This window comes from Kitasatospora sp. CB01950 (assembly GCF_001905465.1).
Classification (GTDB): Bacteria; Actinomycetota; Actinomycetes; order Streptomycetales; family Streptomycetaceae; genus Kitasatospora.
The window spans coordinates 76,755-98,228 of sequence record NZ_LISX01000018.1; the positions used below are offsets into that span (position 1 = coordinate 76,755).

The 21,474-nt window shown below is 71.7% G+C and carries 21 protein-coding genes and 1 pseudogene; 15 read left to right on the plus strand and 7 right to left on the minus strand.

Annotated features, from left to right (window positions below):
• Positions 1-7 precede the first annotated feature (7 nt).
• The 3 genes from AMK19_RS31040 (at position 8) to AMK19_RS31050 (ending at position 3,095) form a co-directional block, all read left to right on the plus strand.
• Positions 8-2,368, plus strand: a complete 2,361-nt coding sequence (locus tag AMK19_RS31040) for a DEAD/DEAH box helicase (protein ID WP_073818250.1) — start codon at positions 8-10, stop codon at positions 2,366-2,368.
• A 66-nt stretch (positions 2,369-2,434) separates the two neighbouring features.
• A complete protein-coding gene (locus AMK19_RS31045) occupies positions 2,435-2,686 on the plus strand; it encodes a hypothetical protein (RefSeq protein WP_073818253.1) in 252 nt (83 codons plus the stop codon).
• A 46-nt stretch (positions 2,687-2,732) separates the two neighbouring features.
• Positions 2,733-3,095 (plus strand): hypothetical protein, encoded by a 363-nt coding sequence (locus AMK19_RS31050; RefSeq protein WP_073818255.1) that lies wholly within the window; start codon positions 2,733-2,735, stop codon positions 3,093-3,095.
• A gap of 445 nt (positions 3,096-3,540) precedes the next feature.
• Here AMK19_RS31050 and AMK19_RS31055 read toward each other — a convergent pair whose 3' ends face one another.
• On the minus strand, positions 3,541-4,110 hold the full coding sequence (locus AMK19_RS31055) for a hypothetical protein (RefSeq protein ID WP_083647508.1): 570 nt from the start codon (positions 4,108-4,110) through the stop codon (positions 3,541-3,543).
• A gap of 225 nt (positions 4,111-4,335) precedes the next feature.
• Between AMK19_RS31055 and AMK19_RS31060 the strand changes: the two genes are divergently transcribed.
• Both AMK19_RS31060 and AMK19_RS31065 read left to right on the plus strand, forming a co-directional pair.
• Positions 4,336-5,928, plus strand: a complete 1,593-nt coding sequence (locus AMK19_RS31060) for an ISL3 family transposase (protein WP_073818258.1) — start codon at positions 4,336-4,338, stop codon at positions 5,926-5,928.
• Between the two features lie 23 nt (positions 5,929-5,951).
• Entirely contained in the window at positions 5,952-6,422 is a 471-nt protein-coding gene (locus tag AMK19_RS31065) for a DUF4259 domain-containing protein (RefSeq protein ID WP_241844664.1), read from the plus strand.
• A 187-nt stretch (positions 6,423-6,609) separates the two neighbouring features.
• Here AMK19_RS31065 and AMK19_RS35610 read toward each other — a convergent pair whose 3' ends face one another.
• The 3 genes from AMK19_RS35610 to AMK19_RS31080 form a co-directional block, all read right to left on the minus strand.
• Entirely contained in the window at positions 6,610-8,163 is a 1,554-nt protein-coding gene (locus tag AMK19_RS35610; protein ID WP_073818263.1) for a CHAP domain-containing protein, read from the minus strand.
• A 119-nt stretch (positions 8,164-8,282) separates the two neighbouring features.
• Entirely contained in the window at positions 8,283-8,609 is a 327-nt protein-coding gene (locus AMK19_RS31075; protein WP_073818266.1) for a hypothetical protein, read from the minus strand.
• Positions 8,610-8,615: 6 nt separating this feature from the next.
• A complete protein-coding gene (locus tag AMK19_RS31080; RefSeq protein WP_073818268.1) occupies positions 8,616-8,804 on the minus strand; it encodes a hypothetical protein in 189 nt (62 codons plus the stop codon).
• A 400-nt stretch (positions 8,805-9,204) separates the two neighbouring features.
• Here AMK19_RS31080 and AMK19_RS31085 point away from each other — a divergent pair, with 400 nt between their 5' ends.
• On the plus strand, positions 9,205-10,176 hold the full coding sequence (locus AMK19_RS31085) for a LuxR C-terminal-related transcriptional regulator (RefSeq protein ID WP_073818270.1): 972 nt from the start codon (positions 9,205-9,207) through the stop codon (positions 10,174-10,176).
• 92 nt (positions 10,177-10,268) lie between these two features.
• Here AMK19_RS31085 and AMK19_RS37695 read toward each other — a convergent pair whose 3' ends face one another.
• Entirely contained in the window at positions 10,269-10,532 is a 264-nt protein-coding gene (locus AMK19_RS37695) for a hypothetical protein (protein ID WP_241844665.1), read from the minus strand.
• Positions 10,533-10,561: 29 nt separating this feature from the next.
• On the opposite strand from AMK19_RS37695, the gene AMK19_RS31095 reads away from it, so the two are divergent.
• The 9 genes from AMK19_RS31095 (at position 10,562) to AMK19_RS31135 (ending at position 20,338) form a co-directional block, all read left to right on the plus strand.
• On the plus strand, positions 10,562-12,007 hold the full coding sequence (locus tag AMK19_RS31095; protein ID WP_073818273.1) for a replication-relaxation family protein: 1,446 nt from the start codon (positions 10,562-10,564) through the stop codon (positions 12,005-12,007).
• A gap of 480 nt (positions 12,008-12,487) precedes the next feature.
• Positions 12,488-14,071 carry a transposase gene (locus AMK19_RS31100; RefSeq protein WP_241844666.1) on the plus strand — a complete coding sequence of 528 codons (1,584 nt, stop codon included), beginning with the start codon at positions 12,488-12,490 and terminating at the stop codon, positions 14,069-14,071.
• Positions 14,068-14,835 (plus strand): ATP-binding protein, encoded by a 768-nt coding sequence (locus tag AMK19_RS31105; protein ID WP_073818276.1) that lies wholly within the window; start codon positions 14,068-14,070, stop codon positions 14,833-14,835. Before AMK19_RS31100 ends, AMK19_RS31105 begins: the two co-directional genes overlap by 4 nt.
• Entirely contained in the window at positions 14,829-15,656 is an 828-nt protein-coding gene (locus tag AMK19_RS31110; RefSeq protein WP_073818279.1) for an ATP-binding protein, read from the plus strand. Before AMK19_RS31105 ends, AMK19_RS31110 begins: the two co-directional genes overlap by 7 nt.
• Before the next feature lie 74 nt (positions 15,657-15,730).
• Positions 15,731-17,110: a hypothetical protein gene (locus AMK19_RS31115; RefSeq protein ID WP_241844667.1), complete on the plus strand. Its 1,380-nt coding sequence runs from the start codon at positions 15,731-15,733 to the stop codon at positions 17,108-17,110.
• Entirely contained in the window at positions 17,107-17,976 is an 870-nt protein-coding gene (locus AMK19_RS31120; protein ID WP_073818283.1) for a hypothetical protein, read from the plus strand. The genes AMK19_RS31115 and AMK19_RS31120 overlap by 4 nt, the downstream gene beginning before the upstream one ends.
• Positions 17,977-18,074: 98 nt before the next feature.
• A complete protein-coding gene (locus tag AMK19_RS31125) occupies positions 18,075-19,076 on the plus strand; it encodes a hypothetical protein (protein ID WP_143200496.1) in 1,002 nt (333 codons plus the stop codon).
• Positions 19,077-19,127: 51 nt separating this feature from the next.
• Positions 19,128-19,625: a hypothetical protein gene (locus tag AMK19_RS31130; protein WP_073818289.1), complete on the plus strand. Its 498-nt coding sequence runs from the start codon at positions 19,128-19,130 to the stop codon at positions 19,623-19,625.
• Positions 19,626-19,810: 185 nt separating this feature from the next.
• A complete protein-coding gene (locus tag AMK19_RS31135; protein WP_073818291.1) occupies positions 19,811-20,338 on the plus strand; it encodes a hypothetical protein in 528 nt (175 codons plus the stop codon).
• On the opposite strand, the gene AMK19_RS31140 is transcribed toward AMK19_RS31135, so the two are convergent.
• Positions 20,295-20,963 (minus strand): IS5 family transposase, encoded by a 669-nt coding sequence (locus AMK19_RS31140; protein WP_443135058.1) that lies wholly within the window; start codon positions 20,961-20,963, stop codon positions 20,295-20,297. The genes AMK19_RS31135 and AMK19_RS31140 overlap by 44 nt on opposite strands.
• 13 nt (positions 20,964-20,976) lie before the next feature.
• Positions 20,977-21,087, minus strand: a pseudogene (locus tag AMK19_RS38740) (IS5 family transposase); the annotation flags it as partial.
• Positions 21,088-21,474: the final 387 nt, after the last annotated feature.

Consider the following 21,474-nt stretch of genomic DNA (forward strand, 5'->3'; position numbering starts at 1 on the left):
CACCGCCGTGGAGACCACCACCGCCACCGCCGAGCAGAACGTGCCGGCCGCGTTCCGCGCCACCGCCAGGAAGCCGGTCCCGGCGCAGCCGACCGGCGCGGCCGCCGTGGCGAATCCGTTGCCGCTGCACTGGTTCCAGAAGGACGCGGTGGCGGCCGCGGTGCGCGAGGTGAAGGACGGCGGCCGCGCCACGGTCGTCGCGGCCACCGGCTCCGGCAAGACGCTGATCGCGGCCGGCTGCGCGCGGCGCCTGGCTGCGAAGGGCCGGGTGCTGGTGTTGGTGCCGACGATCGAGTTGCTGGAGCAGACCGCGGAGGCCTGGTCGCTGCGGGGCGGTCGCCGGGGCCTGGCGGTGGCGGCGTGCTCGCGGGAGGAGGCGTTGGAGAGCGCGGAGGCCGGCGGACGTGTCCACGCTCAGGTGACCACGCAGGCGGCCAAGCTCACCGACTTGGTCAACGGCGCCCCCGAAGGCCAGCCGGTCACCGTGTACGCCACCTACGCCTCCCTGGAGCGCATTGTCCAGGCGCACCAGCAGTTCGGCCTGCCTGCCTGGGACCTAGTGGTCATCGACGAGGCCCACCGAACCGCAGGTGCCGAGGGGAAGGCGTGGGCGGCTGTCCACGCTGACGACCAGGTCCCCGCTGCGCGCCGGCTGTACTTCACTGCCACCCCCAGGATCGCGGACGACCGGCGGGCGAAGGACGGCCTGGCCGACCTCACCGACACCGACGGCGTTGAGAAGCTGCCCGTGCTCTGCTCCATGGACTCGGAGGAGATCTACGGCAAGACCTGCTTCACCTGGACGCTCGGACAGGGCATCGAGCACGGCTACCTCGCCGACTACCGCGTCCTCGTGCCGGTGGTCACCGACGAGGACTTGCGCGAGCTGCTGAACCTCCCGGCCGTCGCCGACCTGCGCTCCCAGCGCTCCAACGAGGAACTGCTGCGCCTCGCGTTGCAGATCGCCGTGCTCCGCGCGGTCGCCGATCTCGAACTGCGCCGCGTGATCACCTTCCACTCCCGGGTCACGGGTGCCCGCGAGTTCGCGGGCACCCTGCTGGAGGCCTCGGAGCTGTTGGAGGACAAGGACCGGCCGGAGCGGATCTGGGCGAAGGCCGTGGCGGGCACCGACCGGCTGCGCGACCGCCGGGCGGCGTTCGCGGAGTTCAAGGCCCACACCGGCGAGGACGGCGAGGAGTGCGGGATCCTCTGCAACAGCCGGCTCCTGACGGAGGGAATCGACGTCGCCGCCGTGGACGCGATCGTCTTCGCGGACCCGAAGTCGTCGGTCATCGACATCGTCCAGGCCGTCGGGCGGGCGCTGCGCCAGTCCTACCGGCAGGGCAAGGTGTCCTGGGTCGTCATCCCGGTCTACCTGCCCACTCCCGTGGTCGGCGACGACACCGCCACCGCGGACCCGGCCGAGGTCCACGACGCCGGCGAGGCGGTGAAGGCGGAGGCCGACGCCGAGATCGAGGCGTCCTCGTTCCGCACCATCTGGCGGGTCCTGCGCGCTTTGGCGGCGCACGACGCCCGGGTGGTGGGCCGGATCACCGAGCTGCGCGCCCACCGCTCGCAGGGCGCCGCGCACACCACCACGACCACGGCCGCCGAGGGCGAGGCGGCGGAGGCCGGGGAGGACGAGCAGCCGGCGGTGCCGGTGGAGTCGCCGATCGAGTGGCTGCGGATCAACGCCCGGCACCACGCGGCGAAGATCCTGCAGACCGTCAAGCTGCGGGCGTTCAACCCCAGGGCGGTCGAGTGGCAGCGGATGCACGCCGTCGCCACCGCGTTCCACATCGAGCACGGCCACCTCGACCCCACCGACAAGACGCGCCACGCGGAGTTGATCTCCTGGCTCGCCCGCCAGCGCCACCTGAACGGCCAGCACCTGCTGGATGCCGCCCGGGTCAGCGAGTTGGACGCGCTCGGCATGATCTGGTCGAAGAACGCGAACGCCTGGGAACGCGGCTTCGCGTACGCCGCCGCGTTCCACCGCCGGCACGGTCACCTCGCGATCCCGGCGACCGCGAAGCTGGACGACTACGCGGTGGGCGCGTGGATGCGCCGCCAGCGCAAGGCCGAGAACCTCACCGCGGACCAGGTCGCGAAGCTCGACGCGCTGGACGAGCTGTGGCGTCTGGAGCCGGACTGGAACAGGTCGTACCGCCGCCTGCTCGCCTACCTCGCCGCCGGCGGAACCCTCGACGGTCCCGCCAACCGCACCGGACTCGGCGACGATCCGACGTTCCGGCCCGGCGCCTGGCTGCGGAAGCAGGCGGGGGCCCGCACCGACGGGAAGCTGACCGACCACCAGGCCGCGCTCCTGGACGCGCTCACCCGGCACGCCGAGACCGTCACCGGCTGACCCGCCCCGCACGACCCCCGCCGTCCCGGCTTGGCCGGGACGGTCCACCTCCCGGAGGAGAGACGAGTGACCATCCCCACCATCCAGCAGCCGAAGGTGTCCTGGTACGCCCAGTGGGAGTGCGGCGCCTGCGGCGACGGCGGCGACGCGCTGTTCGACGACGGCACCCTGGTCGACGCCGACCATGGCTGCGACGACGGGCCCGAGATCGGCTGGGACGGCCGCGCCGAGTGCAGCGCCTGCGGCTGGGCCCTGGAGACCCAGTTCGCCGACGGCGACTGGGTCGAGGCCGGCCACGACTGCACCACCGACCGGTAGCACCACTGTCCCGAGGGCGGCCCGCACACACCGGGCCGCCCACCCCGTGTTCGATCTCCTGGAGGCCGCGTTGCACGGCTACGGCCGCGCCCTGCTGACCCAGCTCCTCACTGCCGCCGGCCACACGCCCGAGCAGGCGTCGGCCGCCATCGCTCGGCTGGAGTACGACGTCCTCGACCGGGCCGTGGCCGTCGTCGAAAGCACCACCTGGTGCGGCCCCGACGGGCGCGGCGACGATTTCGACAGCGGATGGATGGCCGGCTGCGACGCCGTGCAGGCCCGCCTCGCCGAGTACGCCGAGCGGGCCCGCGTCGAGGCCCGCGACGGCGGCCTCGCCGTCCCGCCCGGGCCGCCGCCGCGGCCGGCGAGCTGTTCCTCGCACCCGGCACCGGAAGGCACCGCGCGATGACCGGCACCACCCCCGAGTCCGTCGTGTCCGAGCGGCCGGGCGTACCCGCGCTGCGGCCCTTGCGCTGCGCGGCGCCGGGCAGGCCTCGGCCGTCCGTCCCGGGGCGGGCCGCGGCCGGCTCTGATCGGCCGCCCGTGTTTCCGGGGCCCCGCTCCGTCCGGTGGCGGTCCCGGGACGCGCCCCGTTCCCCGGGCTGTCGCACTCCTCGCACTGCTCGCACCGGTCCGTCCGGGTCGCGTGCCGGCTGCGCCGTGTTCCGGGCGGGTGGAGTCGGTGACAGCTCTTGCATCTTCGAGCGCCCGTCGTGGTTCCGGTCGGCAGCGAGCCGGCGGCGACGGTGGCTGCATAGGTGGGACCCGGCAGCGTATGTCGGCGGGTATCGGTTTCAGTCGGAGCCCGGGGCCGGTGCAATGTCGGTGAGAAGTAGCAGCAGCGCGCGTCGGTCTCAGGTGCGAACGGCACGGACGTGGTCGGCTGACAGGTGGAGTTCGTACGGCAGACAGCAGTCGGAACAGAGGGTCGCCACGAGGGTTCCGCAGGCGCACAGCTGGTTCATGCCGCCGTCCGGGGTCGCTCCGCAGCAGGCGGCGGACACGTGCCGCAGCTCCAGGTCGCGGGCGTCGTCCGGGTTGATGACGATGTTGCCTCTCGGGCCCTGCGACAGAAGCGGCTTGCCGTCCGCGTTGTAGTGGACGCCGTGGCGCGGCATCACCGGCCCGGGCACCTCAGCGACGACCAGGGGTGCGCCGTACGGCTCGGTCTCGATCGCATAGCGGCCTGACGGCACGGTCGCCGGCGATGGACCGGGTTCTTCGGCGTCCCACCACGCGTAGTACGGCGTCTTGGGAACCGCAGGCAGCCGCGTGAGCGGCCCCGTCAGCGGGACACCACACGTTGCGCAGACGAACACCACCGCTTCGGCTTCGGTGCCCGCGTCGGTGACATCGGGCGGCGCGGTGGCGTGCCTGCGGTCCACCTCGCCGTGCACCTGCGCCTGGTCTGGCTGTTCGTGCATGTGCTGACCGTACTCGGCACACACTCGGATGTGGTGTCCACCCTTGCGCAGGCAGTACCCGACAGCTGTCCGGAGTCAAGCACCCAGGTGCTGCTGAAACTCGGGTTCTGGTCCAGCTTCTGTGGTGTGCCTACTCCCTGTGACTATCGGTCTTGCTGGTAAGTGTCGCGAGATCGTCCGGAAACAAGACGGTGCCGACCTAGCTCGGGCTGATGGTTCTGGGCTGTGCGCGAGGTACTGCTCCGACTGGAAGAGCTGCTCTTCCTGGCGGATCCGGGGATCAGGGTGGAGTCGGTCCAGGACGATGGCGAGGTGATTCGAGTCGGTGTCAGATGCCGGACGGCTGGGGCTCGTTGCCCGGACTGCGGGAGCTGGTCCGGGCGGGTGCACGGCTCTTACCAGCGGTTTCCCGCTGACCTCCCCATAGCCGGACGGCGGGTGGTCCTGCGGCTTCATGTCCGACGCTTCACCTGCGAAGACGCCTGCTGCGGGCGGCGGACGTTCGTCGAGCAGGTCGGGGGCCTGACCCGGCGGCACAGCCAACGAACCGAACGACTCCGATCGGTGCTGGCCGAGGTCGGCCTCGCCCTGGCCGGTCGCGCCGGTGCCCGGCTGGCCGACGTCTTTGGCGCGAAGGCCAGCCGGAACACGGTCCTGCGGCTGGTCGACGCCCTACCGGAACCCCCGCCACATGTCCCACGGGTGGTAGGCGTCGACGAGTACGCGATGCGCAAGGGCCGTGTCTACGGGACCGTGCTGGTCGACGTCGAGACCGGCCGGCCGGTGGACCTCCTGCCGGATCGCGAGGCAGGAAAGGTCGCGGCCTGGCTGGCCGAGCGCCCGGGGATCGAAGTGGTCTGTCGTGACCGTGCCCCGTTCTTCGCCGAGGGCGCCAGGACCGGCGCACCCACCGCGGTCCAGGTCGCAGACCGGTTCCACCTCTGGCGCAACCTCGGCGAAGCCGCCGAGCGGTGCGTCTCCCGCCACCGTCAGTGCCTCCGTGCGACCTTCACCGCATCGGAACCGACGAAGGCTCCGGCTCCAGCCGAGAGCGGGTCGCCGTGGCCCACCGGGCATCGGTTCGCCGACCGCACCCGCGCCAAGCACGCCACCGTCCACGCGCTGCTGGCAGCTGGCCACAGCCGACGCTCGATCCAGCGCCAGCTCGGCATGACCTACGGCACCGTCCAAAGGCTGGCCAACGCCGCGCGGCCGGAAGAACTGTTCCAGGGGCAGTGGCAGAACCGCAGGACCAAGCTCGACGACTTCAAGGCCCACCTGCACGAGCGGTGGGCCGAAGGCTGCACGAACGCTTGGACCCTCTGGGAAGAGATCAAGCAACACGGCTACACCGGCGGCTACGGAGCCGTCCGCGCCTACCTCCAGCCGTTCCGCACGTCCCCGACCGCACCGGCTGCCCGTCCGCCGTCCCCGCGCACGGTCACCGGCTGGATCCTGACCCACCCCGACACCCTGCCGGAGAGCGAGCGCCTGAAGTTCAAATCCGTCCTCGCCGGCTGCCCCGAACTGGATGCCCTCACCGGGCACGTCCGCACCTTCGGGCAGATGCTCACCCAGCTCCAGGGCGACCAGCTCCCGCAGTGGATCAAGGCGGTCCGCGCCGACGACCTGCCCAGCCTCCACGCCTTCGTCAACGGCCTCGAACGCGATCTCGCCGCCGTCACCGCCGGCCTGACGCTGCCATGGAGCTCCGGCGTCGTCGAAGGCCACGTCAACCGGATCAAAATGATCAAGCGTCAGATGTACGGCCGAGCCGGCTTCAACCTGCTGCGGAAACGTGTCCTGCTCGCTTCATAACGCCGCTGTCAGTAACCGGTGCCATGATCACCGCACAGCGATGTGAGGAGAACGCCATGGGTACTTGGGGAACCGGCCCATTCGACAACGACACGGCCGCGGATTTCGCCGACGCCCTCGACAACGCCGGGGCCGAGGGGTGCGAGGCCCTGATCCGTGGCGTCCTCGTCCGCACTGTCAACGCGGCTGACGAGCTCGGCGAAGCGGAGGAGGCGGTCGGGGCAGCGGCCGTACTGGCCTCGCAGTGCCCGGGTGGCCCACCAGTCGATCCAGTCTGCGGCCCGGAGACGCCCATGCCGGAGTTCTCCACCGATCTTCGGGTACTTGCTGCTGAAGCCCTCACACGCATCGCCGCCGACGACGACGGATTGGTGTCGAACTGGGTGGAACCTGGCGACGCGCACCGCTGGCTCGACATGGTTGCCGCGCTTCGCGCGGTACTTGACCCGCAGCCGCCTTCCATGGACATCCCGCTATTCGACCTCGAAGCCTGACGCAGCGTCACCGATCACAGAAGTTGGACCAGAACCACTACTCACCTATAAAGCCAGGCTGCCCCGCTTCGCGGTCTCCGACCACCGGCCGCTGGCGGTCGACCTGACGCCGTGACAGCGCCCGTGCGCGCCGCGGCGGCGCCACGGGGAACCGCCCCGTGGCGCCGCCGCATCCCGGCCGTCCGGTTCAGCTGTGGGTGGCGAGGACCTGCGAGGAGCCGTCCCCGACCCCGGTGATGGCGACGTTGACCGCGCCGAAGCCGAGCGAGCCCCAGCCCTGCCAGGACCCGCTCGCAAAGCGGGCGTTGTGGTAGGCGATGCCGTCGTTGCCGACCGCGACCAGCTGGGCGTCACCGTTCGGGGTGCTGGTGATGCCGATGCTGGAGGCGGCGAAGTTCGCCGCGCTGCCCACGCCGGCCACCGGGCCCCAGCCCTGCCAGGAGCCGTTGGCCAGCCGGATCGAGTGGTAGACGTTGCCGTCGTTGCCGACCGCGACCAGCTGGGCGTCACCGTTCGGCATGCCGGCCAGCGAGATGCTGTTGGCCGCGAACGAGGCCGCGCCGCCGAAGCCCGCCACGCCGTTCCAGCCCTGCCAGGTGCCGTTGGCGAAGTGGATGTTGTGGTAGATCAGCCCGTCGTTGCCGATGATCAGGATCTGGGCGTCGCCGTTGGGCATCGCGGTGATCGAGACCTTTCGGGCGCTCCAGTCGCCGACCTTGCTCCAGCCCTGCCAGCTGCCGCTCACCAGGCGGGTGGTGAAGTAGATGCCGCCGTCGTTGCCGACCGCCAGGACCTGCGCGTCGCCGTTCGGCATGCCCGCGATCGAGAAGGACTTCGCGGAGAAGTTCGGCGCGCCGTCGTAGCCGTCGAGCGGGGCCCAGCCGGTCCACGAGCCGTTCGCGTAGCGGGCCGTGTGGTACAGGTTGCCGTCGTTGCCGGCCGCCAGGGTCTGGGTCGACTTGTCGGGCGTCGAGGTGATGGCCTCCTGGCTGGCGTTGAAGGACGGCGCGCCGGCGTAGCCGTTCACCGCCGCGAAGCCGGACCAGGAGCCCCACGGGTCGCGGGATTCGTGGAACAGGTCGCCGCGCTGGACCGCGGCCTGGCCGCCGACCGGCCGGATGTAGCCCGCCAGGTGCACGTTGACGCCGTTGACCGACCACTCCTTGGAGCCGACGGCTCCGGGCATCCGGGTGTTGCGGGTGACGTAGCCGGGCGAGCTGCCCTGGTTGCCGCCGATCCAGTCGATGGTGCCGTCGGAGTTGACCGCGGAGACGATCGCCACGTGGTCGTAGGTGGTGTAGCCGGTGCTGTAGCCGCTCGGGTGGAAGAAGACGGCGTCGCCGACGTGCGGCGTGCTGCCCAGGGTGCCGTTGTTGTTGCCGTACGTCTGCAGGGAGTTGGCGAGGTCGTTCAGGACGCCGAGGTTCTGCACGCCGTTGCGGGCCCAGACCCAGCCGACGAAGTCGGCGCACCAGGCGTGCGCCTCCTGGCCGCCCGAGCAGCTGTTGGTCTGCCCGGTGCCGGACGCGTAGTAGCCGCGGCCGCCGTTGCCGCAGGCGGCGTTGCCGAGCTGCCCGGCGGCGGTGTTGACGATCGAGTCGCCGGTGGTGGCGGCCTGTGCGGTTCCGGCCGAGAACACCGAGCCGGCGATCACGCCGGAGGCGGCAATCGCGGTGGCGAGGGCGGTCCGGGCGAGCTTGGCGAGCTTGGCGGAGGACGAGGAGGAGGACACAGCGGGCATGGCGAAGCTTCCTGTCTGACGAGTGGTCGGGTGGACGCCCGGTCGGCCGGCTTCGGGCACGGCGGAGCGGCGGGAGGTCCGGGAGAGGGGTACTGCGGGGCGCGGCGGGCGGCGCGGGCTCAGCGCGGGCCAGCCGCGTGGTCCGCGGGCGGGACCGGCGGGAGGTGGCTCCGGCGGAGCAGGGGCGAGGCCCGGTGGGTGCGGGCGATCAACCGGTGGGCCCGCTGCACGGCCGGTTGGCCGTCGGGGGCGGGATCCGGGTCGGGGAGGGTGCGGAGGTAGATCAGGAGGTCGGTGCGGTCGTTCTCGCCGCGGGCGGTGATGTGCTGCAGCCCGTCGGCGGGCAGTGCGTGAGCCCAGAGGGCCGCGAGGATCTCCGCCGTCTCACCGTCCGGCACGGGCTCCGCAGGGTGTCTGCGGTGCAGGCTGGCGTGGACGACGTCCATCGGGGATCAGTCGCCCCAGCCGTAGTTGCCGGCGGGCTGCACGGTCCCGGGGGCGGGGGCCCCGGTCGGCTGGGCGGTGGCGGTCGGCGTCGGCGCCGGGGTCTCGTCGGCCTGGGCGGCGACGGGGAGGGCGGCGAGGGCGGTCAGGGCGAGGGCGGCGACCGCGGCGGCCTGGGCGATGCGGGTGCGAAGCACGGGGTGGACCTCTTCCGGTGTCGGTGGGGCGGGCTGGCTGTGGTCCGGCTCCACGTCCCGCGGTAGACGCTTCGGCCGGCTGCCGCCCGGTCCGTTTTCCTGGCGGCGAGGTAAAGCTTTCCGTGCCGCCGGACCCGGGGGAAGGCATGCCGACTGTCCCCAACCAGACAGTCTGGTTCCGGACACCGGACCCGCTGTCCGCTCCCCGACAGGACCGCCGCCAGGCTGCTCCCCGGAGGGGCCTGGGGGCGCTAAAAAATCGAACAGATTTCGCGCGCATATGCCCCGACCAGTCCCGATGGCCCCATTGATCTTTCTTGAAGGAGGAGTGGGGGCCCTGAAAGGATTCGCACGCCATCCACTCACGGGGACGGCTGCGCCGGGCGCGGAGGGGGACGGAATGCTGGAGGCACTGGGGGTGTCGGTCGAGGCCGGCACGTTGTACCGGGCGATGCTCGACCACCCGTTGGACGGGGTGGCGGAGCTGGCCGCTCGCAGCGGGCTGAGCGAGTCGCAGGTCCACGACTGCCTCGACGAACTCGGCGCGCTGATGCTGGTCCGGGTGTCCGCCGACCGTCCGGGGCAGCTGCGCGCGGTGGACCCGGAGATCGGCCTGGCCGACGTACTGGCCCGGCACGAGGCCGAACTCGCCGCCCGGCAGGCCCAGTTGGCGGCGTCCCGGGCCGCCGTGACCAGGATGGTCGCGGAGCGAGCCGAGCACCGGCCCGCGCACGGGGAGCGCCTGCTCGGGATGGACGCCATCCGGGCCCGGCTGGAGCTGATGGCCCGGCAGACCGAGCGCGAGGTGCTGACCACCCATCCGCGCGCCCAGCGCCCCGACGACCTGGACGCCAGCCGTCCCTCCGACAGCGCGGCACTGGCCCGCGGTATCACCATGCGGACGCTCTACCAGGACACCACCCGCCGCCAGCCGCACGTCACGGCGTACGCCAACTGGCTGCTCGGGCAGGGCGGCGAGGTCCGCACCGCGCCCGCCGTGCCGCAGCGGGTGATCATCGTGGACCGGGTCCAGGCGCTCGTCCCGATCGACCCGGCGCACAGCCGCAAGGGCGCGCTGCACGTCACCGAGCCAGGCATCATCGGCGCCCTGCTCGATCTGTTCGAGCAGGCCTGGAGCACCGCCGTCCCGCTCGGCGCGGCCCGGCCGGAGGACCCGGCGACCGGGCTCACCCCGACCGAGCGCGAGCTGCTGCGCCTGCTCGGCGGCGGCCTCACCGACGAGGCGGCCGGGCAGCGGCTGGGCATCTCCTCGCGCACCATCGGCCGCCACATGGCCTCGATCATGGAACGGCTGGACGCCAGCAGCCGTTTCGAGGCGGGCATCAAGGCCGCCCACCGGGGCTGGCTCTGACGGGGTGTCACGGAAGAACGCCCGGCCAACGGGGAGGGTGGCCGGGCGTTCTCGTCCGGGTGGCCGGACGTCCGGCGTCCGGGCGTCCGGGGTCAGCGCAGCGGTGCGGGCGCGGTTGTGGCGCGGATCACCAGTTCGGAGTCGAAGAGGAGTTCGCCGGTGGAGGTGTCGCGGTTGCCGACCAGGGCGAGGACGCTGCGGCCGACCTCCAGGGCGAGGCGGTCGGTGGGCTGGCGGACGGTGGTCAGCGGCGGCGGCAGGGGCCGGATCAGGGGCGGTGACGGGAGAGGGCGCGGCGCGCCGGTCGGGAACGGGCTTGGCGGCTGTCGGGAGCGCCGGATATCCCTCGAAGGCAACGCCCGACCACGACCCTCGGGAGAGGCCCGTGAGCACCCGTCAGAGCCTTGCTCAGCCCGCCGACCACGACGACCAGGCCGACACCGCCGAACCTGCCGAGCCGTCCCGGCCAGGCCGCACCGCGTACCGCCGTGGCGCGGCCAACCCGAACGGCTCGACCAACGCCCTGCGCGCCGACGTCCTCGGCGCGCTCGGCGTCCTCAAGGTCGCCACCGCCGACCAACTTCAGCGCCTGCTGCGCCCGGGGGCGGCGTCGAACACGGTGATCCGGCAGGCGCTGCGCGATCTCGCCGGGCATGGCCTGGTCGCCTCGGACGGCAACACGAAGGCCCGGCACAAGACGTGGCGGCTGGAGGGCACGGCCGGGCTGGAGGCGGCCGGGCACGTCCTCGGCTTGCCCCGCTCGGACATGGGCTCCACCGCCCGCGGCGCCGGCCGCTCCGGCGCACAGCACGCGATGGCGGTCAACGAGACGATCGCCGCGTTCGTCCTCGGCGGGGCCGCGCCGGACGCGGCGGGCGGCGTCGGCACCATCACCGACTGGGCGACCGAGGTGGAGTTCGTCCTGCCGGGCGGGAAGCGCAAGGTGCGTCCGGACGCGGTGTGGCAGGCCCCGGAGATCGGCGTGCCGGTGCTGATGGTGGAGGTCGACCGCTCGACCATGGCACCGGAGCGGGTGGCCGCGAAGTTCACCGCCTACCGCGAGCTGTTCCGCGTCAAGGTCCGCGACAACGACCCGGCCCGCTCCGACGAAGCAGCCGCTGACCGGACGGTGCACTGGTGGCGCCGCGCCTACCCCGGCCACACCCGGCCCGGGTACCCGCCCGTCGCCCTGGTCGTCACCGACGCCGGACCCGTGGCGCTGGCCAACCGCCAGCAGGCGGTGGCGGACCTGGCGCGCGACGCTTGGGGCGGCTTCTGGTGGACCATGCGCTCCGACAACACGGGCGGGGACGGCTGGCGCGAGTACGACGACGCGGTCCCGGTCATCGCCACCACTCTGGAGCTGCTGGCCGAGCACGGCCCGATGGGGCCGGTCTGGTGGCGCTACGGCCGCGACGAAGCCCGCTACTCCCTACTGGAGGCGCTGGAGAGCCCGGACACCCGCGCCGCGTACGACGAGCGCCAGAAGGCCCGGGAGAAGAAGGCCGACGAGGAGCACCAGGAACTGATGAAGACCCTTGCCTGTCCCGACTGCGGGAACGTCCCCTACTGGGAGAGCACCCAGGAGTACGGCCCCAAGGGACGACAGACCTGGACCCGTCGCCCGGGTGGCCTCTGCTGGTCCTGCCACGAGAAGGAGGAAGAGCGGCGCGAGCAGGAGCGGGAAGTCGAGGCCCAGGCGCGGCTGGAGGCGGCCCGCTCGGCCAACGCGCAGCTGCGTCCGTGCTGGTCGTGCCGGGGTGTGATCGGCGGGGCGGAGGGCTCGTTCCTGGAGTTGCGGGACAAGGCCCGGCCGGACCGGCTGGTGTGAAGTTCGGCCGTGATGTCACTGGGATGTTCGGATCGGATGTCACTGATGGGCGGCGGTATCAGCGCTGCTCAAAGCCATCTGACTGGTCGATCATGGTGATATCTCTCCGGATGTCTCGGTGACATGAAGCCGTATCGGCCGATGTCGTGCTCGCCGCATCTCCTTCGTTTTATTGATCTTGGTGCTCGGGGGCCCTGGTGCGCCGGGTCTTGCGGAGGTCCCGGCCGCCCGGGACCTGTGGTGGCCGTGGGGCAGATAGCACGTGCGCGCGTCGGGGTGACGGGAACGGCAAGGCGTCACCTGTTCGAGTGAGTGGCTGGGTCGGGGGTTGGCTTTCGGCTCGTAGTCTCGCGTTCGGATTCGCCTGTCGGTGAGCTCACTGGGATGAACTTGCTTGAATGCCAGCACTGTTGGGGTTGGGGGCTGCGCTGTGATCGCCGTTTCGTTATCCGTCTGCCTGCCCCGCCGGTGCTGCTTCCGGTGACCGCGCTGGAGGACGCCCCGGCGGGGGGCCTGGGTCGGCATCGGGATGAGCTCCGGCCTGCCGCGGTGGCCCAGTTGCTCGGGCTGCGCGGGGCGGGGGAGTTGACAACCGCTCACGTGAGGCTGGTGGCCGGGGCGGTGGGCGTGAGCATCCGTACGGTGTGGCGTTGGCTCAAGGAGGCCGAGGAGAGCGGTACGTCGGAGAAGCCCGCCAGGAAGCGTCTGCGGATCACCGACGAGATCGTCGATGTGCTCGCCGACTACCAGGGCAACGTGAGGCGTGCCCACGAGCAGCTGGTACGCGAGGCCCTGGCGGCGGGGGAGGAGCCGGTGGGGCTGACCACGCTGCACGACGCGATCGCCCGTGACCTCGATCCGGGTTTCATGGCGGGTCTGCGCCAGGGCATCCCGGCCGCCCGTGGTTTCGACCCGGCTTTCAAGCGGCCCCCGGTGGCCCGTAACCAGGTGTGGGAGGGCGACCACAAGCAGGCCCCGCTGGTGGTGATGATGCCGGACCAGACCACCTCGAAGGTGTGGGTGACGTGGTTCGAGGACCGCGGCACCAGCCACGTGATGGGCTGGGCGGTCACCGCGGGCTCCGCACACCGGGGATCGGTCCTGGCGGCTTTGCGGTCGGCGGTGCTGCGCGAGGACCCGTACGGGCCGGCCGGCGGGCTGCCGCGCCTGGTGCGCATCGACGGCGGCGCCGATTTCCTGTCCAAGACCGTCCAGCGGGCCTTCGGGCTGCTCGGCGTGCCGGTCCACCGGGTGCGCAGTGCCCGCCACAAGGGCGGGGTGGAGCGGCTGAACCGTACCGGCGTGACCAGGTTCTTCGCCGACCTGCCCCGCTACAGCAAGGCGCCCCTGCTCGATCACCGTCGGCGGGTGGGTGACCAGGACCCGCCGCTGACGTTCGAGGCGTTCGTCGACCTGCTACGCACGTGGGTCCACGAGCACAACACGAAGCACGTGGTGGAACGTACCCAGATGACACCGCTGCAGGCGTGGCTGTCCGATCCTACCGAGATCCGGCCGGAGCCCAGCGCGGTAGAGCTGCGCGCCTTCATGCTGGAGAGCGACAACCGGGTTCATAAGATCACCAGTCACGGGGTGGAGTTTGCGGGCCGCTGCTACATGCCCGAGATGGGCGTCGGCCGTATCGGCGTTCAGGTGCGGGTCCGGTGGATGCCGCACCACAGCCACGAGATCGACCTGTACACCTTCCGTGGCAACCGCTACCTCGGCCGGGCCTTTCTCAGCGACGAAGCCACCGAGGAACTGCGCGCCAAGGTCCTGGCCGACCGTGATGAGCACAGCGCTGCGCTGCGCCGGGCTCTGAAACGCTCCGGCGAGCGAAAACGGGAGCGTTACCTCCCCTCCACCCAGGCCGAACTTCCGGTACGGGCAAAGCGCATGACTGAGCGTGAGGTACGGGATGAACTCGCCGGCTCCAGCGGAAGAGCACCTGCCATGCCGCGCCGGCGCGCGGAGCCCTACTCGCCCCTGACCCCCATCCCGGCTGGCTGGGCCCGCCCCGGCCAAGCCGCCACCACCTCGGATCCGTCTTCGGAGGACGCATGACCACCACCGCGCCGCAGCGCCGCCCCGACCTGCGACCGCAGTTCTTCCTCGGCCTTGAGGAGTCGTCGCTGGTCGCCACCGACACGCTGCTGCAGATCAAGGACACCGTCGTCGATACCGTCGAATCGAGGGCGATGTCGGTGATCTACGGGGATGCCGGGCTCGGCAAGAGCTTCGGCACCCGCGCCACGATCCAGGAGATGAACCCCGATCTGATCCTCCCGCTGGACTTCGCCCGCTCCCGCCCCGGCCCGAAGGACCTGCGCGAGGAGCTGTTCCACCAGATGAACCTGAGCTGCAAGATGCCCGGCACCCCGACCGCGTTCGACAAGCTGCTGCGTGAGTCCCTGCCCCGGCGTCCGTACGTGATCGTGTGCGACGAGGCCCAGCAGTACCGGCGGGAGAACTTCGAGTTCCTGCGCAAGCTGTGGGACAACTGCGACCCCAAGCCCGCCATCCTCTTCGTCGGCGGCCGGGAGGCGTACGAGACGCTGCAGAGCGATCCGGCGCTGGCCTCGCGGATCTACATCCGCCTGGAGATCCTGGCGATGACCGAGGACGAGATCCTCAAGACCGTGCCCGACTCCCACCCCGTGTGGAAGGGCGTGGACGAGGCACTGCTGCAGCGGATCGACACCCAGTACGCGCTCGGATCGTTCCGTGAGTGGGTGAAGGTCACCAAACACGTGCTGAAGGGCATGGCGCACTTCAAGGCCGACAAGATCGACGACCGCATCGTGGACTGGGCCCTGGCCCGGTGCTGACCACCCCGCCCCCGCCGCCGGCCGGCCCGGGGCCGGCCGCCGCCCCGGAACTCTTCGCCGTCCTGGAAGACGCCGCCCCGCCCGGCCTGCACTTCCTCGCCACCCCGGGTGTGCGGACGCTGCTCACCCCGGGGATGTCCGCCGTGGGCGATGCGCTCGCCGACGCGTACGCCCAGGGGCGTTTTGTGTGCGTGCTGGGCGACGCCGGGGTCGGCAAGACCTTTGCCGTCCACACCGCCGCCCGCCGTCTCGGTGAGCTGCTGCCGCTGGACTTCCGGGCTCAGCCGGCGCCGACGGACCTGCGCGCCTGCCTGCACAAGACGTTGAAGCTCCGCGGCGAGGCGCCTGCCGACCCTGGGGCCGCCGACGCCTGGATCCGCCGCGCTCTGGCCCTCAAGCCGCGGATCGTCGTGGTCGAGGATGCCGACCGGATGTCGGCGTCGTGCTTCGAGTACCTGCGTTTCCTGCACGACGACCTTCCCCAAGGGCTGTGCGTGGTCCTGATCGCCCAGTCACGGGGCGAACGGCACCTGCGTGCCCAGCGGATGCTCGCCACCCGCACCGCCGGCTGGCCTTTCATCTGGCCGCTCACCCGCGACCAGGTCCCCCGGGCAGTGCCTGCTCTGCATCCGCTGTGGCGCAGTGTCGCGCCCGGCGACCTGCAGGCGCTGGACGCCCGTGTCGCCGACGGCTGCCTGCGCCGCTGGGTCGTGCTCACGCACCACGCTCAGCGGGCTCTGGCCACAACCGGAGCTGCCGCGCCCGACCAGCGCCTGCTACAGGCCGTGGCCGACAAGGTCGACGGCGGGCGGCGCCCATGACCGCCCCCACACTCCCTGCTGTCCCCGGCCCACAGGCCGTCACCACACCGCCGACGGGGGCGGCGCCGTGGCCGGTGAGGCTGCTTCTGGACGGCGACGACGACCACGCGGTGCACCGGGCCGCCTACCAGCGGGCCGATCCCGCCCGCGGCCGGATCACCGTCGATCCCACCCCGCACGCCACAAGTCCGGCCTACCTCGCGCTGGATGTGCTGCGCGCCATGGGCCGCGACGGCTTCTCCCGTCCCGAGGCCGAGCGGATGTCCACCGACCCGGCCTGGCGGGCGGTGACCTGCTGGACCCTGGCCACCGACGTGCACGAGGCCATCGTGCTGCGCGCCCACCGCCTGACCCTCGAGCGCCTGCGCCGCCTCGCCGTCTGGCGCGCGGACACCGGCATCCGCCTGACCCTGATCGCCCACGCTCCGGAGCCGGCCGACGAGCAGCACCTGCAGACGCGCCTTCACGACGCCGGCCTCACCGACGCGCAGGGGGTACGGGGCGCGGACGACGTCCTCGAGGCGATCGGGCCACCAGCAACCGGCCGCCGCCACGGCCCTCCGCCGGGCGATCATGCCCACCCGCTGCCCACCCTGCCCCGCAGCGGCATGGCTGCGTTCCGCGCGGACTGCTGGCGCCGCCAGAACGACGTCCACTTCACCCACACCGACGGCCAGTACCGCGCCGGCTACGCCGCCGCCCGCACCTGGCTGGCCCGCACCCTGCCCTCCCCGCCACCCACCGCCGGACCCGCAGACGGACGCACCGCCGAGCCCACCGCCTTCACCCTCCAGGAGACCGAGGCCGTACGCCTGTTCCTGGCCCGCCTGACCGTCTCCAGCCCCAGCCCCCAGCACACCGTGGCCCGCGTGCGCGGCGCCCAGGCCGGCTTCCTCAGCCGCTCGGTGCTGCTCGACGTACCCGACGACCTCACCGACTGCGCGGGGCCCGGCCTGACCACCGTGCCGCTGACCCCGCGCGTCCTGCACACGATCACCTGGCGCTTGCCCAACCCGCTGCGCGCCGCCGCGCTGGCCTCCATGCTGTTCACCGGCACCAGCCGTGACCTGCTGTCGATGACCCAGATCGAGAGCGTCGACCACCATCACGCCACGGTGGCCATCGACCGCGACTCACGGATCAACATCGGCCAGGCACCGGGTCCCCGGCACATGTACGCCGTCCCGCCCCGCGCCCGACCCCTGCTGCGCGCCGCCGTGGAATTCCGTCGCCGCTCCCCGCGCACCGCCGACCACCACGGCCTGTTCGCGAACTGCTTCGGTACCACGCCACGCCTCGAGGCCCTCGTCGCCGACGCGGGGCTCGCCATCCCCACCCTGGTCCATCCCCACCCCGGGGACGACTGGCACACCACCGCCCGCTGCTGGCGCCTGCACACCCCAGCCCCGCCCACCCCGGATGTCCTGCCGCGCCTTGTGGAGTTACGCCCGTGACCGCCCCAGCCCCGCCAACCGGCACCAGTCTGTTCGCCTTCGACCTTACGTTCCTGCGCGAGCGCGCCACGGACTGCCGGCTGGGCGATGACGAACTCACCGCACTGACCGGCATCCCCACCGCGGACTGGGACACCCATCTCACCCCGCAGACCCTCCCCGCCGCAGCCCTGATCCACCTGGCCCACGCCCTCTCCACCTCCCCGGAATCCCTCCTGCGCACCCACGCCCAGGACTCACGCCCCGGCCCGCAGACGGCCACCCACGCCATCGTGCTGCACGCGGCCCTCATGGAAGCCGGCCGTATCCACCCCGACGACCTGGCCAGCGCCCTGGAATGGCCCGCCCACCGTCTGGGACGCGCCGCCACCGCCCTGGCCGCACACCTTGAACAGCACGACAGCCCCCACCGGCTTGTCCACACCGACACCAGCATCCACCTGACCACCATGCCCGGCCTGCTCACCGGCCAGCAGCGGCAGAACCTCCACAGCACCGGCCACACTGTCGCCTCCCTCAGCCCGCTGGAGGCCGCCGCCGTCACCCGCCTGCTACGCCGCACCGCCGAGGGCCTTCCCCTGGAGCTGTCGCCCGAGCAGATTCCGCGCCTGGCCAACCGCCGCCTGCTCGCCCCCACGGGCGGGCATCCGGCCGTCCACCCCGACGTGCTGTTCGCCCTCGGTCTGGCCCGCCATCCCCTCACGGACACCCCCGCTCCAGCCGACAGCCAAGTCCTCGGCCACCGCGCCGCCGTGGCCGATCCGCAACAGCTCCGGCATGTCGACTACCCGGCTGCGGTTCTCGCCGATCCCGTGGCCAGGCCCGTGCCCGCCGGAGCCATACCGCAACCACCAGGATCGCGATGACGACGCGTCCGGCCGCCGCACCCGCCGCCACTTCCGGGCAGTGGCGGCCCACCTGGTCACCGGGACCAGGTAATCCGGATCTGCCCGCGCTCACCGTGGTGCACGATGCACACGACGACCACGCCTTCATGTCGGCGGCCCTGACCGCCCACACCCCGGCGCTGGGCCGCATCACCGTCCACCCCACCCCCGTGGCCACCGCCCCCGCATCCCTGGCCCACGACCTCCTGCGCAGTCTGAACAAGCACCTGCTCCCGGGAAACGAGGAGGCCGCCCACTGGGCCGGTGGAACCGACACCGCCTGGCGCGTTGTCGCCGCCTGGACCACTGCCCTGCACATCGGGCACGTCATCGTCACCCGCGCCCACCGCATCAGCTCCCGCCACTTCGAGCACCTCTTCGCCCTGCGGGAACTCACCGGGATCCACCTGACCCTGCTGTGCCATGGACCCCTCCCGCCCGCGCTCGCCTCCGCCCTGGCCTTCCTGCCGCACCACGACGTGCACACCCTGGATGGCGCCCGCCGTGCCGTCAGCGCACCGCTCCCGCCACCGCCGGCCGACCGGTACGCCTGGTGGGAGGCCGCCACGCACATCCCACCCCACGCGGATGAGCCGGGCTTCATCCAGCCCACGCACCACCCGCTCGACCACAGCCGCTTGGCCGCCGCAGGCCGCCGCTTGGGCCGCACGCTGCTCGCACTGCCCGCCGGCGGGCGACTTCCACCCGAGCCCGACCATGCGACGGTCCTGCTCGTCCACCGGCTTCACACACGCGTCGCCCACCCTCTGCACGCCGCCGCGCTGGCACAGCGGGTTGTCACCGGACGCTCCGACGCGCCGCTCCGGCTGTCCGTCGCCCGCACCGGCGGCGGCGATCTTCCCGTACCGCCCTGGGCAGCCGACCTGATCTCCGCAGCCGGCCGCTTCGCGGAGCTGGACGGGAGGCCGCCCGGCCGCCAAAGCATGCAACTCGCCCCGTGGGACAGGAGAGCCGTGGACGAAGCAGCCCACATCTGCGGCCTGTTCGAGCGTCAGGTTCTCAACAGGAGCCAAGCGCGTTCCAACCCGCCGCGTACACGGGCTCACCCGAAAGAATGAACCAACCGGATAGAGCCCAACACACCACCCCGCCTACCCGATGCTGGGGGCATGGCAGAACGTCCCCGGGACTTGTGGGCTCAGCTCAACATGGCGGTCACGCACATCGGCCTGTCAGCGCCTGGCAAGGTGAGCGCCCGACCCCAAGGCAAGACAACCGTCATCACGGCAAATCAGGTGCGCACCGTCACCCTGGTGCTGTCCGGCCACACATCCGCAACGACCACCGCTGTGCAGGACTACTTCGGCTGGCCCGTGTGGGACGCGCCCGCCGTGCCCGCCCAGGACCACGGCTGGAAGGCCGTCTTCAACTCGGCCAACCGTACCTTCGAAGGCTTCTACGACGAGTCAAAGCACAGCACCGACCCGGAGATCGTCCGCATCGCAGTACCTGTTCGCCTCACCGACGACATGTGGCACATGCTCGAGAAGACCGGAGCCGTCGTCATGGGTATCGGCCTGACAGGGGATCCGGCACCGCAGGCCATCGCCACTGGAGTCAGGCAGCGTCAGTTCCGCGCAGCCCTGGTCGAAGCACTGTTCCACTGAGCAACCCCAGCCCTGACGTACCCCAGCGGCACTTGTCCAGCACCACGTTGAGCGGGCCGCGTCCCCGAGCCTAAGTGGCTGTTGTCTTTCCGGGCTTGAGAGCTGTGTTTCCGCTGGTCGGGCATAGGGCCGGCGGGCCCGTGGCAGTGGTGACGTGTCGTGTCGTCGCTCGGGTGGAGGTCGGGATGCCGTCGGTCGTGGGGCTGTTGGAACAGCGCGAGCTCACTGCTCGCCGCCGCGTGGACGAGCTGCGCGAGGAGGCCGACCGCATCCACGCGGAGCTGGAGGTGGCCGAGCGGGAGTGGAACGAGTGGGTTGTCGCCCGCTCGCGCGTCGGCGAGGTGCTGGCCTCGGCCGAGGCCGCCGGCGAGGACCTGCCGGCTCCCGCTGGACAGCGGGTTCTGTCCGAGCAGGCTGACGCGGCGAAGTCGAAGTCCGTGGTGCCGGTCTGGCGCGCGGGGCTGGCCTGGTCTGTGCTGTCGGTGGACTACCAGCGCATCCTGCGAGCCCTCGTGGACCGGAACCGGCTTGGTCAAGGTCCGCTGTCGTGTCAGGAGATGGCCGTTTGCTTCGGCCTGGACCCGGTGCCGGGGAAGGTAGAAGCCTTGCGGTCGAAGGCGAAGCGGCTGGTGGCCAGGGGCTGGCTGGTCGAGTCGGCGCCGGGCCGGTTCACGCTCGCGAAGGACGTGGCCGGGCAAGGCGGCGCGTCATGAGCTGCGTCATCGACCAGTAGACCATCGCCTCCGCGCTGCTGGTGGAGCGCTCGAAGTCGCGCACCAGGCGGCGGCTTCGCATCAGGTGGGCGAAAAACCTCTCCACGATCCACCGCTTGGGAAGCACGACGAAGCCGCGCATGTCGTCGCTGCGCTTGACGATGGCCAGCACCACGGCGAGAACGGCGAGGCTGTACTCGACGAGGCTGCCGGTGTAGCCGCCGTCAGCCCAGACCAGCGCCAGCCGGTGGTGGGCGGCGGCGACCCGGCCGAGCAGCACCTGGGCGGCTGCACGGTCGCCGACGTCCGCGGCCGTGACCATCACCGCGAGCAGCAGTCCGAGCGTGTCGACCACGACGTGCCGCTTGCGGCCGTTGATCAGCTTGCCGCCGTCGAAGCCGCGGCTTTCGGAGTCGACGACGGCGTCGGCTTTGACCGACTGCGAGTCGATCACGCCCGCGCTCGGCTCCGGATCCCGCCCGGCCTGTTCGCGGACCTGGCGGCAGAGCCGGTCGTGGAACTCCTCGACCAGGCCGTGGTCGCGCCAGCGTCGGAAGAACGCGTAGACGCGGTCCCACGGCGGGAAATCGACCGGGATGGCCCCGCCACTTCGTGCCGTTGTCAACGAGGTAGCGGATCGCGTCCAGTATCGCGCGCTGGCAGTACGCCTCCGGCTGGCCGCCCCGGCCGCGAAGCCAGCCCGGCACCGGCAACAGCGGCCGGACCACCGCCCACTCGGCGTCCGACATGTCGGTCGGGTAGCGACACTCGCGGACGCCGTGGTCGCCGGCGTTCCCGAACCGGTGAGCCAGGCAGTCACACGCGAGAGTGGCCGAGGTGGACCCAGCCTCCGCGATGCCGTAGAAATACGACAACAGGGCCTCCTGGAACGGTCGATGGCGTAGACACCCTTCGAGCTACCGAGAGGCCCTGCTTTCATGCCTGGTAGCCGCCCCAGTCATCCGATCGAGATCTCCGTCGGCCAACACCGCACGTGGAGCGAACCGGCGACCGTCACTGAGTTCGAAAGAGCTGCGGGTAGGGACAGGCGTCCAGGGGCTCTGTAGGTCGATCCGCCCAGTGCCACCAGAAGTGACCCGCCGAGCACTTCCAGGCATGGCGACACACACGCTTGT